13 protein-coding genes and 2 tRNA genes are annotated in these 11,899 nt (G+C 59.2%); 7 read left to right on the top strand and 8 right to left on the bottom strand.

Features of this window, described 5'->3' with window-relative positions:
- Positions 1–215: 215 nt before the first annotated feature.
- From ACZ5DH_RS09770 to ACZ5DH_RS09760, 3 genes are all read right to left on the bottom strand, one after another.
- Entirely contained in the window at positions 216–668 is a 453-nt protein-coding gene (locus ACZ5DH_RS09770; protein ID WP_464254106.1) for a hypothetical protein, read from the bottom strand.
- A gap of 595 nt (positions 669–1,263) precedes the next feature.
- Positions 1,264–1,340 (bottom strand) — tRNA-Pro (locus tag ACZ5DH_RS09765).
- Positions 1,341–1,383: 43 nt separating this feature from the next.
- Positions 1,384–1,459 (bottom strand) — tRNA-His (locus ACZ5DH_RS09760).
- 260 nt (positions 1,460–1,719) lie between these two features.
- Here ACZ5DH_RS09760 and murA point away from each other — a divergent pair.
- The 3 genes from murA (at position 1,720) to ACZ5DH_RS09745 (ending at position 4,298) form a co-directional block, all read left to right on the top strand.
- A complete protein-coding gene (murA, locus tag ACZ5DH_RS09755) occupies positions 1,720–2,973 on the top strand; it encodes a UDP-N-acetylglucosamine 1-carboxyvinyltransferase (RefSeq protein WP_464254105.1) in 1,254 nt (417 codons plus the stop codon).
- Positions 2,974–2,992: 19 nt separating this feature from the next.
- Positions 2,993–3,712, top strand: coding sequence for a BON domain-containing protein (locus ACZ5DH_RS09750; RefSeq protein WP_464254104.1), 720 nt, complete (start codon positions 2,993–2,995; stop codon positions 3,710–3,712).
- 127 nt (positions 3,713–3,839) lie between these two features.
- Positions 3,840–4,298 carry a GNAT family N-acetyltransferase gene (locus ACZ5DH_RS09745; RefSeq protein WP_464254103.1) on the top strand — a complete coding sequence of 153 codons (459 nt, stop codon included), beginning with the start codon at positions 3,840–3,842 and terminating at the stop codon, positions 4,296–4,298.
- Between the two features lie 46 nt (positions 4,299–4,344).
- Here the strand turns inward: ACZ5DH_RS09745 and ACZ5DH_RS09740 are convergent, their stop codons facing one another.
- From ACZ5DH_RS09740 to ACZ5DH_RS09725, 4 genes are all read right to left on the bottom strand, one after another.
- Positions 4,345–4,848 carry a translation initiation factor 2 gene (locus tag ACZ5DH_RS09740; protein ID WP_464254102.1) on the bottom strand — a complete coding sequence of 168 codons (504 nt, stop codon included), beginning with the start codon at positions 4,846–4,848 and terminating at the stop codon, positions 4,345–4,347.
- Between the two features lie 137 nt (positions 4,849–4,985).
- Complete coding sequence (locus tag ACZ5DH_RS09735) at positions 4,986–5,489, bottom strand: cob(I)yrinic acid a,c-diamide adenosyltransferase (protein ID WP_464254101.1); 504 nt, start codon at positions 5,487–5,489, stop codon at positions 4,986–4,988.
- Positions 5,489–6,511, bottom strand: a complete 1,023-nt coding sequence (amrS, locus tag ACZ5DH_RS09730) for an AmmeMemoRadiSam system radical SAM enzyme (protein WP_464254100.1) — start codon at positions 6,509–6,511, stop codon at positions 5,489–5,491. Before amrS ends, ACZ5DH_RS09735 begins: the two co-directional genes overlap by 1 nt.
- 1 nt (position 6,512) lies before the next feature.
- Positions 6,513–7,700 (bottom strand): hypothetical protein, encoded by a 1,188-nt coding sequence (locus ACZ5DH_RS09725; protein WP_464254099.1) that lies wholly within the window; start codon positions 7,698–7,700, stop codon positions 6,513–6,515.
- A gap of 21 nt (positions 7,701–7,721) precedes the next feature.
- Between ACZ5DH_RS09725 and ACZ5DH_RS09720 the strand changes: the two genes are divergently transcribed.
- The 4 genes from ACZ5DH_RS09720 to gmhB all read left to right on the top strand — a co-directional run bounded on the left by ACZ5DH_RS09720 (position 7,722) and on the right by gmhB (position 10,546).
- Positions 7,722–7,874: a hypothetical protein gene (locus ACZ5DH_RS09720; RefSeq protein ID WP_464254098.1), complete on the top strand. Its 153-nt coding sequence runs from the start codon at positions 7,722–7,724 to the stop codon at positions 7,872–7,874.
- A 68-nt stretch (positions 7,875–7,942) separates the two neighbouring features.
- Entirely contained in the window at positions 7,943–9,007 is a 1,065-nt protein-coding gene (gene purM / locus ACZ5DH_RS09715; RefSeq protein WP_464254097.1) for a phosphoribosylformylglycinamidine cyclo-ligase, read from the top strand.
- A gap of 258 nt (positions 9,008–9,265) precedes the next feature.
- Entirely contained in the window at positions 9,266–9,730 is a 465-nt protein-coding gene (locus tag ACZ5DH_RS09710; protein WP_464254096.1) for a YccF domain-containing protein, read from the top strand.
- Positions 9,731–9,940: 210 nt separating this feature from the next.
- Complete coding sequence (gmhB, locus tag ACZ5DH_RS09705; RefSeq protein ID WP_464254095.1) at positions 9,941–10,546, top strand: D-glycero-beta-D-manno-heptose 1,7-bisphosphate 7-phosphatase; 606 nt, start codon at positions 9,941–9,943, stop codon at positions 10,544–10,546.
- Positions 10,547–10,842: 296 nt separating this feature from the next.
- Here the strand turns inward: gmhB and fliM are convergent, their stop codons facing one another.
- The gene (gene fliM, locus ACZ5DH_RS09700) at positions 10,843–11,823 is read right to left on the bottom strand and encodes a flagellar motor switch protein FliM (RefSeq protein WP_291301979.1); all 981 of its coding nucleotides are present in this window, start codon (positions 11,821–11,823) and stop codon (positions 10,843–10,845) included.
- Positions 11,824–11,899: the final 76 nt, after the last annotated feature.

The following is an 11,899-nucleotide window of genomic DNA, read 5'->3' as shown; positions in this document are numbered from 1 at the left end:
AACTGTTAATACCACGTCACAAACGCCGCAGCAGGCCTATGCCATCGGCGCGTGCATCCTTCAAGCCGAAGGGCTACCAGTGTCCCCCATACCTTAACTATTTTCATAAAAACAAAGACGAAAAACCTGCGATGTTTTCGCGGGTTCTTTTGCGCCATCAATTCAGCAAAAAAAATCTATGCAGGAAAAGCACTCATCCGCGCCAAACCTTCAGCTTATGGCAACGCGTTTGAAGAAAGTTTTCCCTCGAATAAAAGTTTTGCCCGGCTATCAAATCCCCATTGAATATTGTTCAGTATCTCAGGGGTGATCTCCTGAGAATTCAGGTCGCGGAACGCTATTAATATGGTCGTTGTGCGCGGTAGGGCACTACTTTCTAAATCCATAATGCTAATAAAAAGGAAAAGTTGCCGTACTGTTTCTTGTTCAAACAAAAAGGAACTTTCTTTGATATTCAATGTTAAATAGATCATGTAGCGCGCATTGTTAGCCTTGGCTGTTTTAGAGGCTTCGCCCCAAGGTTCATAGCGGTCGCTGATGATAGCTCGTGTTGTATAAGGCGCGATAGCCTTCTGAAGCATTATTGCCATTTGAGCTTCAATGTCTGGATAGCGTGTGTAATCTCGTGGTGCGCCGGGCTCTGATCTTCTATCATCCTTGGTAATCATTTCCCCACCAGGAATCGTGATATAAACTATTTGCCCTCGTTCCAAGGTTCCAAATTCGGGCGGCCCGAACTCAGGTAGCCGCTTTGTGCAGCCACCCAGAGTCAGCAGGACTAATAGAGCAATAGTTAAAGTCCGCATTTATTCCCTCGCTAGCGAAAACTTGAAGATGAGCAGTTGGATACCACCACGGCGTTGCTGGTGTAATGAAATCATAAGTTACGCCAAAACGCGACACCCCTTGTCGCTTTCTTTTCGCGCCGCCAGTTCAGCAAGAAAAAATCCATGCAGAAAAGGCACTCATCCGCGCCAAACCTTCGGGGCTTTTCAGTCAAAAAATTGCAAAAAAGAAAGTGCCGCAATGGGGCCGGGAACCGTTGCGACGTATGGGGAACTGGCGGAAGTTGGTAATTGCAAAGATTGCGGCAAGTTGCAATCGTTTGCATTTATATTGGGGGCTATCAAAGCATGTCGATATTGCAACATGCTTATTTTATTGTTTTTTTAAACGGCAACCAGTTTTTATGCTTTGTGTATCCTTGTGTGTATCCTAACGTAAAAAGGGTTATGGAAATTTTCCATAACCCTTTTTAATATCTGGTCGGAGCGAAAGGATTCGAACCTTCGACCCCCTGCTCCCAAAGCAGGTGCGCTACCAGGCTGCGCCACGCTCCGTAAAAAAACCCGCGCCGTGGCGTGTGCTGGCGCGGGAAATTTGTGGGGCGAAAGATGGGACTTGAACCCACGGCCACCTGGGCCACAACCAGGTGCTCTACCTACTGAGCTACTTCCGCCACGGGAAAGCTCTTATAAGCAGGATAATTTCTTTTGGCAAGACTTTTTTAGTGAGATCGTGGTCTGGATTTTATCTAGAAAAAAAACTACACTCCGCCAACCGCGGCAAGAGGCAGCCTGCGGGTCCGCACCGGCCCTGGACGGCAAGCCCGTCAGTGCCCGCTTTCACTCGTCCGCGCACGTTCGCGTATGCCCGACGGGGTAAAACACCACACGACAAACATCGGCCGCAAAGCGGCATAACCGTTCGGGGATAGTTATGGACAAACTGGTCATTGAAGGCGGTCTGCCGCTTACAGGCACTATTGAAGTCAGCGGTTCCAAAAATGCGGCCCTGCCCATTCTTTTTGCGGCCATTCTTGCCGAGGAACCCGTCACCATCACCAATGTGCCTGACCTGCGCGACATTCATACGACCCTCAATCTGCTTGGAGTGCTTGGCTGCGACTGCCACTATGAAAAGGGGCAGGTGAAAATCGCTCCCGGGTCATTGTTGCCCGAAGCGCCGTATGACCTTGTGCGCACCATGCGGGCTTCGGTGCTGTGCCTCGGGCCGTTGCTGGCGCGCATCGGGCAGGCCCGCGTGGCCCTGCCGGGCGGCTGCGCCATTGGCGCGCGCCCCGTGGACCAGCACCTCAAAGGGCTGGAGCAGATGGGCGCGAGCTTCCAGCTGGAAGAAGGGTATATCATCGGGCGCTGCCGCAAGCTCACGGGCGCGCACATCACTTTTGACATGCCCACTGTGGGCGGCACTGAAAATCTGCTCATGGCCGCAACCCTGGCAGAAGGCGAAACCATTCTCGAAAACGTGGCCCGCGAGCCTGAAGTGGTGGACCTTGCCAACTTTCTGTGCGCCTGCGGCGCGCATATAACGGGGCAGGGCACATCCACCATCCGCATCAAGGGCGTCAGTTCGCTGCACAGCGCCGTTTACCCCGTCATGTCCGACCGCATTGAGGCTGGCACGTTTCTGGTGGCCGCGGGAATCACGGGTGGCGAGCTTTTGCTGCACAATTGCCCGTATGAGGAGCTTGAGGCCGTCATCCTCAAGCTGCGCGGCATGGGGATGGAAATCACCCCTCAGGACAAAGGCGTGCTGGCCCGCTGCTGCTCAGCGCCCCTGCGCGGCGCGGACGTGAAAACCCAGCCCTTCCCCGGCTTTCCCACAGACATGCAGGCCCAGCTCATGGCGCTCATGTGTCTGGCCCAGGGGGCCAGCGTGGTGGAAGAGAGCATTTTTGAAAATCGCTTTATGCATGTTCAGGAACTGATGCGTATGGGCGCGCAGATCAAGGTTTCAGGCCATACGGCCATGGTGCGCGGCGTGCAGAAACTCACGGGAGCCCCTGTCATGGCCTCGGACCTTCGGGCCAGCGCTTCGCTGGTGCTGGCTGGCCTCGCGGCTCAGGGCACTACGGAAGTGCGCCGCATTTATCATCTGGACAGAGGGTATGAACATATCGAGCACAAGCTCAATGCCGTGGGCGCGCGCATCCGGCGCGAAAAGCAATAGACGCCCAAAGGAGAATGTCATGCAACGCCTGACGCTTATTCTGCTGCTGTTGCTGCTGGCGGGCCTGAGCGGCTGCGCTTACGGCGGCTACGGTCTCATCGACGACCAACGCCTTGTTGACACCATTTCGGACGATAAGGCCATGGCCACCAAGATCAAGACGGCCCTCATGAATGAAAGCTTCACCGGGGGTTGGTCTGTCGCTGTGTACAGTTTTTACCGCCATGTGTTTCTGGTGGGCGAGATTCCGGCGGACATGCAGGGCAAGGCCATAACCGTTGCCCAGCGCTACAAGCCCCTTTCCATCACGCCGCACTGGTTTACCCCTGCCGCCAGCGACAGCAACAACATGCTGCTGGCCGCGCGGCTGCGTAAGGATCTCATCGGCACCAAGGGGCTTTCGTCCTCGCGGATCGATACTGAAGTGAACTCGGGCCGTGTGGTGCTGTTGGGCGTGGTCAAGGATGACGCCGAAAAACAGCTGGCCATACAGGCCGCGCGCGGCGTGCCCGGAGTAACCTCCGTAACGAGCTACCTGATGTTGCCGCAAAAGGTTGGCCAGCTTGGCACAAGCACGCCCGAGCAGCACGACGGCGCTGGCCTCGCTGGCGAGGGCATGGAGGCTGGAAGCGGAGCGGGCGGCATGAACACGACCCCCGCGTCTTCACCTGCCCGTTCCGGCGGTTCGTCTTCCGGCGGCTCTTCTGGGGGCGGTCTGGAAAGCAACGACCTGCCCTGACGCAGGCGCAGCCGAACAACAAAATCAGCTGGGTGGTCCGGTTTTGGCGCAAGTGCGTTGTAACCGGGCCATCTCTTTTACGCGTTCGTCTGCCAGGAGCATCCGTGCAGCAAAAAGAGGAAAAATCATGCATGACGCCGCCATACACATACGACCCGCCACTGAGGCTGATGTGGACGCCGTTTTTCACATCCGCACCAGCGTGAAAGAGAATCATCTTTCCCTGGAGCAGATGGCGGCTATGGGCATCACGCCTGATGCCATACGTGAGGCCATTGCGGCCGAGCCCTGCGCCTGGCTGGCCGAAGCGGGTGGCAAAGCCGTGGGCTTTGCCATGGTTGACGTGGAGGAAGGCTGCGTTTTTGCCGCCTTTGTTCTGCCGGAATGGGAGGGGCGCGGGCTTGGCCGAAGACTTATGGCCGAGGCTGAGGCCAGCCTTTTTCGCCGGCACGTGACCATCTGGCTTGAGACGGACGGCAGGAGCAGGGCCAGCGGGTTTTACGCGCATCTAGGCTGGAAGCCCATAGCCACCTCTGAGAACGGTGACGTGCGCTTTGAAAAAAAGCGCCCCCGGCCAAGCGAGTAGCCTTTACGAGGTCAGGCGAATAACCAGTATCCGGGGGCCTGCCTGTTCAGGCTCTGCCCTGGCGCAAGGCCTGGCCCATGCGGCGCAACCCATCGCAGGGTTCGGCGGCCAGATTTTTCCAATCCTCTTCCTTGTGGCGCAACAGAGCGGCCGTGGCTTCAAGGGCCTCCTCAATGCTGTCCGTCCAGAGGCTGACGGCCCCGTGCAGCATAAGGCCGGGCCCTTCAAGGGGGCCGCGTATGCCCAGCACCGGAACCCCGGCCCCGGCGGCCAGGCCCACCTCCACCCCGGCGTCCTGCCCGGACGCGCCGTAGTAGATGACTATATCCGCCTTGATGCAAGCGTCCCGGCAAAAGCTGTAGACTTGTCCGCCGTCCCTGTCCGTATCCATCCAGATGCGGCGTTCGGCGGGGGTGAGTCCGGGCGGCGGCACGGCCTTTTCCGTCCAGTCAAGAAGACGGCAGCCCATGCCGCGCAGTTCACGTCCCAGAAGCCGAACACCGTGTTTGTGTTTGAATGAGCCAGCCACATAAATGGTCAATGCCGCCATGAACAATCCTTTTTCCGTTTCAGATCTGAAAACTCGTTGTTCTCTGCAAAAATATAAAAGTTTTTGGGGGTGGGGGCGTGGGGGAGGAGACCCTTTTACAAAAGGGTCCCTCCCCCACAAAGCATTTCCCTCTTTCCCTAATATTCAATTCCGGGGCTGGCCTTGATGCCGTTGCGCCACGGGTGCTTGATTTCCGTCATGGACGTGACAAGGTCGGCGGCTTCTACCAGCCAGTCCGGGGCATTGCGGCCCGAGAGCACCAGGTGTTTTTCCCGCTGCCGGGCAAGGGCGAGCAGGTCTTCCACTTCTTCCTGCGTCAGAATGCCCGCGCTCAGGGCGTACAGGGTTTCGTCCAGCACCAGCATGTCCACATGGGCCAGTTGCTCACGCGCCCAGTCGAGCATGCGCAGGGCGGCCTGCCTGTGCGCGGGGCGGTCTTCATCCTTGCGCAAAAAGCCGAGTCCCCCGGCCACAAAGCGCGGCCCAAGCCACTGCGACAGCATGGTCTGCTCTCCGGCCTGGCCGTCGCGTTTCATGAACTGGCCAAAAGCCACCTTCATGCCCTGACCCAGGGCGCGTACGGCCTGCCCTGTGCAGGCGCTGGTTTTTCCCTTGCCGTCGCCAGTATATACAAGAATCATCAGGTCCAGACTCCGGGCAGCGTTGTATGGCAGGAAGGACAAGCGCCCGGTGCGCCCGTCTGCATATGCATGGTTACGCTGTAACCCTGGCGCTCAATGACCAGTATGCCGCACTGGGGGCAGAAGGTATTGCTGGCCATGGCGCTCAGCGCATTGCCGATGTATACGAAATTCAGGCCTTCCTGACGGCCGATGCTCCAGGCCTCTTCCAGTTTGGAAAGGGGGGTGGAGGGGTGGTCGGCCATCTGATGCGCCCCGTGAAAGGCCGAAAGATGCCAGGGCGTGTGGGCTCCCAGTTCCTGATGGATGAAGGCTGCCGCCTCCTTGAGTTCGGCGGCGCTGTCATTGACGCCGGGAATGACCAGGGTAGTAACTTCCAGCCACCAGCCAAGTTTACGCATGGCTTTCAGATTATCAAGCACAGGTTGCAGCCGTGCGCCGCAATACTGCCGGTAAAAACTGTCCCGAAATGACTTGAGGTCCACGTTGACGGCACAGATGCGGCGGCTGAGCGCCAGCAGGCATTCTTCCGACATGTAGCCGTTGGTCACAAGCAGGCAGCGGATGTCGCGGGCGGTGGCCAGCCCGGCCGTTTCATACACCAGTTCGAAAAACACCGTGGGCTCATTATAGGTAAAGGCCATGCTGCGCGCATGATTTTCCTGCGCGAGCACGACCAGATCTTCGGGCGTTGCCCGTTTGCCGGGCACGATGCCGCTGGGGGGAATGTGGGCAATACCGCTGTTCTGGCAGTATTTGCAGGAAAAATTGCAACCCGCGCTGCCAATGGAGAATGTTCTTGAGCCAGGCAAAAAATGGTAGAGCGGCTTTTTTTCCACCGGGTCCATATTGACGGCCGTAACAACGTTGCCCACAAGCGTGACCAGTTCGCCGTTACTATTGGCGCGTACGCCGCACAAGCCCTTATCCCCCTTTTTCAGGCGGCAGCCGTGAGCGCACAGATCGCACTGAACGGAACCCTTGTGCGCACCGTCAAGCGCGTGCCAGAGCAGTGCCTGCATATCAGCGCCCCCCTGCGGAAGTGTTGGGGTTTATGGTGCTGTACGGCACAGAGGGGGAGGTTCCGCCCTGAGGTGGGGGCTGCCGCCATTGACCGGGCTGGCCCTGTGGTGCGCCCTGGCCGCCGTAACCCGGCTGGCTATAGTCGCGCCGGTCATAGCCCTGCGGCGGCATGCCCATGGGCGGCCCCCAGGGCTGCGGCATGTCTTCCTGCATGCTCTGTGGATCGCCCTGCTGCCGCCATTGTTGTTCATCCGCAAGAATATCGGCCTCTTCATTGGCTCTCTGGTTGAGGGTGGGCGGGGCATAGGTCTGGCCATATGGTTGGCCATAGGTTGGGCCGTATGGCTGGCCGTACCCTTGGTTATATCCGGGGCCGTTGCCTTGCCCGCCATAGCCCTGATTGCCGTAAGTATTGTGGTTGCCGCCCGGCGCGGGTTGCCGCTGGGCATTGCCCTGACCCTGTGAAGGGTTGGGGCCGGGGGACGGCCCGTCCGTGGGCCAGGAGGGGCCGCCTGGATGCGGATTGCTGTTGAAATAGGGGTCTTGCTGCCAGTTGTCGGCTCCACCAGATTGTGGTCCTCCGGATTGCGGGCCGCCAGATTGAACTCGGCCGGGACGCTGGCCTGGGTACTGGGCATTGTGCCCGCCGCCGGAGTGCTGCTGGCCGGGGCGCGGGCCGCCTTGATACTGGCCACCGCCGGGATAGCCATCGGGACGCTGCCCGCCGGGATACTGCCCTCCGCCGGGATACTGGCTCCCCGGATGGGGTTTTCCGGGATACTGGCCGCCGGGGTAGGGCACTCCGGGGAGCGGCCCGCCCGGGTATGGTCCGCCAGGATAAGCCCCGCCAGGGTAGACGCCGCCCTGTCCGCCTACGGTATAGCTGCCGTCGGGCGACACCCAGGGGGTGACATAGATGGGCCCGTTCCATTGCTGCGGCTGCGCAGGCGGCGGGGGAGGCACAACTGAAGTGACAATGTCTCCATTGCCGTCGCGCCATGTGCTTGTATGTGCCCGGCGGTCGGGGCCGCCTTCAAGGTCTTGCGTGCCCCATACCTGTGCGCCGCCCTGTTGCCCGGGCGGGGGTACGTACTCCCCCTCTCCGTCTCGCGCGGCAGCCGGGGCAGGGCGGATGCCCGACAGGGCGCAGAGCGCGCACAGCAGACATATGGACGTAAGTTTTTTCATGGCTACCTTCCTGATGGTAGTATGCGCATGTTCTATCCCGGTCTTACTCTAGCAGTGGCGGCGAAACTGGTCTACGAAAAATGGCAGGAGCGGCGCGCTGGTGAAAAGATGCGGCAGCCTCCCCACGGCGCGGTGGAGGAAAAAAGGATGGCCGAAAAAGCCGGAGCGGCGTAATGGCAAAAAAGTCGCTTGGGCTTTGCGGCAAAATCTGCTAAAGAACGCCAATCCAAAGGAGGCTACGGATGTCCAGCGATCGCGCAAAAGCCTATACGCAGGCAGGCGTTGACATTGAAGCGGGAAACACCCTTGTTTCGCGCATCAAATCTATGGTGCAGAGCACCCAGACCAGGGGGGTCATTTCAGATATAGGCGGCTTTGGCGGCCTGTTCCGGCCTGACCTCAGCGGCATGAGCGAGCCTTTGCTGGTTTCCTCCACGGACGGCGTGGGCACCAAGCTCAAGCTGGCCTTTGCTTTTGACAAGCACGATACCGTAGGCATCGACCTGGTGGCCATGAGCGTCAACGATATTTTGGTGCAGGGTGCCAATCCGCTGTTCTTCCTGGATTACTTTGCCACGGGCAAGCTTGACGTGGATACGGCGCAGACCGTCATCGGCGGCGTGGCCGAAGGCTGCCGTCAGGCCGACTGTGCCCTGCTTGGCGGTGAAACCGCCGAAATGCCCGACATGTACGCCCCCGGAGAATACGATCTCGCGGGCTTTTGCGTGGGCATTGTGGATAATGCCAAGCTTATCGACGGTTCGGCCATCCAGGTTGGCGACCACATCGTGGGCATCGCCTCCTCTGGTCTGCACTCCAACGGCTATTCCCTGGCCCGCAAGGTTCTGGAAAAGAGCGGTCTCAAACCTGACGACGCTTTTCCCGGAGCCGATGGGGCCACCGTGCGCGAAGTCATGCTGGCGCCCACCATCATTTACGTTGAAGCCGTGCGTTCCCTTCTGCGCGACCTCAAGGTCAAGGGCATGGCCCATATTACCGGCGGCGGCTTTTACGACAATATCCCCCGCGTGCTGCCCGCCCAGGTCGAAGCCCGCATCAATTTCGGCAGTTGGCAGATGCCTCCGGTCTTTCGCTGGCTCAAGGAGACGGGCGACCTTTCCTGGCCGGAAATCCTGCAGATTTTCAACGGCGGCATAGGCTATGTGATGGTGCTGCCTCCTGATCAGAGTGAAGAAGCCATCAGCCGCATCCAGGCATTCAACCTGCGCGCCTGGCACATCGGTGATGTGGCCCGCCGCAGCAAGGGCGATGGCGGCGAAACCGAACAGGTTGTGGTGAACTTCTAGGGAAACGCTGATTTATTCCGTTTGACGGCGTTGCTTCACTTTTTTTGAAACAGTCGAGGACGGAAGAGTCAGCTCCTGCTTCAAAAAAAGAGCGCGTCTTGCCAAGCGAAATAACTGCGCGTTTCCAGGAGGCTCTTTAATCAGTGCTTCCCCAGAGCAGAAAAACGTTCACGGCGAGCGGCTGCATGAGCAACCGCCGTAGCGATAACAAGTGGAACGGTTCTTTACCGTCGTTTACCCTGACTTGGGAGAACATGTATGAACAGTACTCTGGGCTGCCTTGGCAACGCGCTGTGGTTTTTGCTTGGCGGCGTTTTTATGGGCCTCATGTGGTGGCTGTTCGGCGTGCTCTGCTTCATCTCCATTGTGGGCATCCCCTGGGGGCGCGCGTGCTTTGTCATGGGCAACTTCGCCTTTTTCCCCTTTGGCAAGATGCCCGTTTCGCGCGATGTGCTGACAGGCTCCCCCGATATGGGCACGAGCGTGTTCGGCACAGTGGGCAACATCATCTGGCTGCTGTTCGCGGGCATCTGGATTGCCATGGGGCATCTTGTGTCCGCCGCCGCATGCGCGGTGACCATTATCGGCATTCCTTTCGCATGGCAGCATGTGAAGCTGGCCGCCCTGGCCCTGTGCCCCATTGGCAAGACCATTGTGCCCGCGCCTGTGGCGCAGGCTGCCGAAGAAGCCGCAACACTGCGCGACTATCACGGCAGACGCTGAGCGCCCGCGCCTGAAAAATTCCGTTCCGGCCCCATGTTCCTTTGAATATGGGGCCGTTTTGTACCCCGGCCCAGTATTGGTTTTTTGCAATTGGCCAGGCTTTGCGGCATGATGGGCGACGCATATCTGTGGTTTCCAGCGGCTTCAGGGCACAAAGAAGCGGGTTCGGCGCAGGCGGCAACCCGCTCAAGAACGGTCAGGAGAAAGCATATGGTGGAAGGTAAGGTTTTGCGGCGGGCAGTATTTCTTGACCGTGACGGCACGCTGAACAAGGATGTCGGCTACGTACACCGCAAGGAAGACTGGCAATGGCTGCCCGGCGTGGCCGAAGCGCTCAAGCGCCTGCGGGCCGTGGGCTATGTGCTTGTGGTAGTGAGCAACCAGTCCGGCATCGCGCGTGGCATGTATGACCGCGAAGCGCTGCGCCTGCTGGAAGAATGGGTGAATGCGGAACTGGCCGCCAAGAACGCGGCCATAGATGCGTGGTACTACTGTCCGCATCTGCCTGAAATCACCGGCCCCTGTGAGTGCCGCAAGCCCGAGCCGGGGCTCCTGCTGCAAGCCGCCCGTGAACTGGAGCTTGATCTGGCCAATTCCTGGATGATCGGCGACCGTGTGCGTGACGTGAAGGCTGGCCTTGCGGCGGGCTGCCAGAGCATATTGCTGCACCCTGAAGGCAGCGACAACAGCGACGACGATGACGTTCCGGACGGCGTGGCCGTGGTGCCGCACCTGCCAGCGGCGACAGTGCGCATCCTGGCTCCGCGCATGCGGCAGTTGCGCGCGGCGCGCATGCTGGAAGCAATGAAGGAATGAGCGGGAAAGGGCCATGGCCCTTGGTCCATGGCGGCGGAAACGTCCCCGCCCCCCCATGCACACACCCTTGGGGCGCGCGCCACAGCGGGCCTGCGAATAAAACTGAAAGGCCCGGCTGTGCAACCGGGCTTTTGTTTGTGGCAACAATGCGGGCGTATGCTTTTGGCGTCGCCTGAAGTTCTGTCTGTTGTTGGCGGCGGCGTCAGATCGCGCCAAGCAGCGCCAGGTTGGCGCCAGGCTCCGACAAGCGGGATCTGGGCGGCGCAGGGCTGCGGGGGCAGGCCCGGCAACAGCGATCAGGTATATTGCGGTTCGTTTTCCTTGATAATCTGAAAGGACTTCATGGCCTTCACCGTGCCGGCTATTCCCTGGTACTTGCATACCCCGGCCACGGTGCAGTTCAGCAGGTCTTCCTGATCCTTGTCCAGCACAAGAACATCGCCAACCTGCATGCGCAGCAGCTGGTTGCCGGTGATGGTGGTGCTGCCGAAGTGCACCTTGAGTTCAATGGGCGTTTCCAGCAGGCGCTCCTTGAGGCGCGCCACCCATGCGTGGTCCACTTCAAGGCGTTCCGTCTGGAAGCTGGCGTGCAGCTTGGAGCGGATAGGCTCGATGGTGGCGTAGGGCAGGCAGATGATCATGGAGCCCAGGGCCGTATCAAGTTCAACCTCAAAGGTGATGACAACGACAACGTCGCTGGGCGGAACAATGGCGGCAAACTGCGGATTGATTTCGCTGCGTACCAGTTCCAGCTTCACGTCGTGTACGGGCCGCCAGGATTCTTCCATATTTTCCAGGGCGATCTTGACGATCTTGTCCACCACGGCCTGCTCGATACGGGTGAATTCGCGGCCCTCCACCTTGGGCTGGGAGCCAGCGCCGCCAAAGACGCTTTCCACCAGGGCAAAGACCAGGCGGGAGTCCACAACCATGATGGCGTTGCCGCGCAGGGGGTCCATCTTGAAGATGTTGATGGACGTGGGCACGGGCAGGGAGCGCATGAACTCGCCGAACTTGGTCATATCAATGGATATGGGATTCAGTTCAACGCGCTTGCGCACGGAGTTGGAAAGGGCGTTGGTGCAGAGCCGGGCGAAGCGGTCATTGACGATTTCAAGCACGGGCATGCGCCCGCGTATGATGCGGTCCTGATTGGCAAGGTCAAAGGCCACAATGCCGGAATCGTCTTCCGGGACCTCAACTTCGCTCTCAATTTCGCCGCCGGAAAGCCCGCGAAGCAGGGCATCCACTTCATCTTGCGCCAAAACTTTGTTCATGCCAGCCCCAAAAATGCCTGGTGAGGGTTTGCTTTTTCCTGCGTCAACTGTTGCGTGAAAATATTGCAAGAAAAAG

The sequence above is a fragment of the Desulfovibrio simplex genome (assembly GCF_055387835.1).
Note: the sequence above shows the minus strand (reverse complement) of the source record. Positions and strands in the feature narration are given on the sequence as shown.

Bases quoted from the DNA above. Each gene is read 5' to 3' on its own strand.
- fliM (WP_291301979.1), bottom strand. From the start codon at position 11,823: ATGAACAAAGTTTTGGCGCAAGATGAAGTGGATGCCCTGCTTCGCGGG.
- ACZ5DH_RS09725 (WP_464254099.1), bottom strand. From the start codon at position 7,700: ATGAAAAAACTTACGTCCATATGTCTGCTGTGCGCGCTCTGCGCCCTG.
- ACZ5DH_RS09750 (WP_464254104.1), top strand. From the start codon at position 2,993: ATGCAACGCCTGACGCTTATTCTGCTGCTGTTGCTGCTGGCGGGCCTG.
- ACZ5DH_RS09720 (WP_464254098.1), top strand. From the start codon at position 7,722: ATGCGCATGTTCTATCCCGGTCTTACTCTAGCAGTGGCGGCGAAACTG.
- ACZ5DH_RS09740 (WP_464254102.1), bottom strand. From the start codon at position 4,848: ATGGCGGCATTGACCATTTATGTGGCTGGCTCATTCAAACACAAACAC.
- purM (WP_464254097.1), top strand. From the start codon at position 7,943: ATGTCCAGCGATCGCGCAAAAGCCTATACGCAGGCAGGCGTTGACATT.
- ACZ5DH_RS09770 (WP_464254106.1), bottom strand. From the start codon at position 668: ATGATTACCAAGGATGATAGAAGATCAGAGCCCGGCGCACCACGAGAT.
- murA (WP_464254105.1), top strand. From the start codon at position 1,720: ATGGACAAACTGGTCATTGAAGGCGGTCTGCCGCTTACAGGCACTATT.
- amrS (WP_464254100.1), bottom strand. From the start codon at position 6,511: ATGCAGGCACTGCTCTGGCACGCGCTTGACGGTGCGCACAAGGGTTCC.
- ACZ5DH_RS09710 (WP_464254096.1), top strand. From the start codon at position 9,266: ATGAACAGTACTCTGGGCTGCCTTGGCAACGCGCTGTGGTTTTTGCTT.
- ACZ5DH_RS09735 (WP_464254101.1), bottom strand. From the start codon at position 5,489: ATGATTCTTGTATATACTGGCGACGGCAAGGGAAAAACCAGCGCCTGC.
- gmhB (WP_464254095.1), top strand. From the start codon at position 9,941: ATGGTGGAAGGTAAGGTTTTGCGGCGGGCAGTATTTCTTGACCGTGAC.
- ACZ5DH_RS09745 (WP_464254103.1), top strand. From the start codon at position 3,840: ATGCATGACGCCGCCATACACATACGACCCGCCACTGAGGCTGATGTG.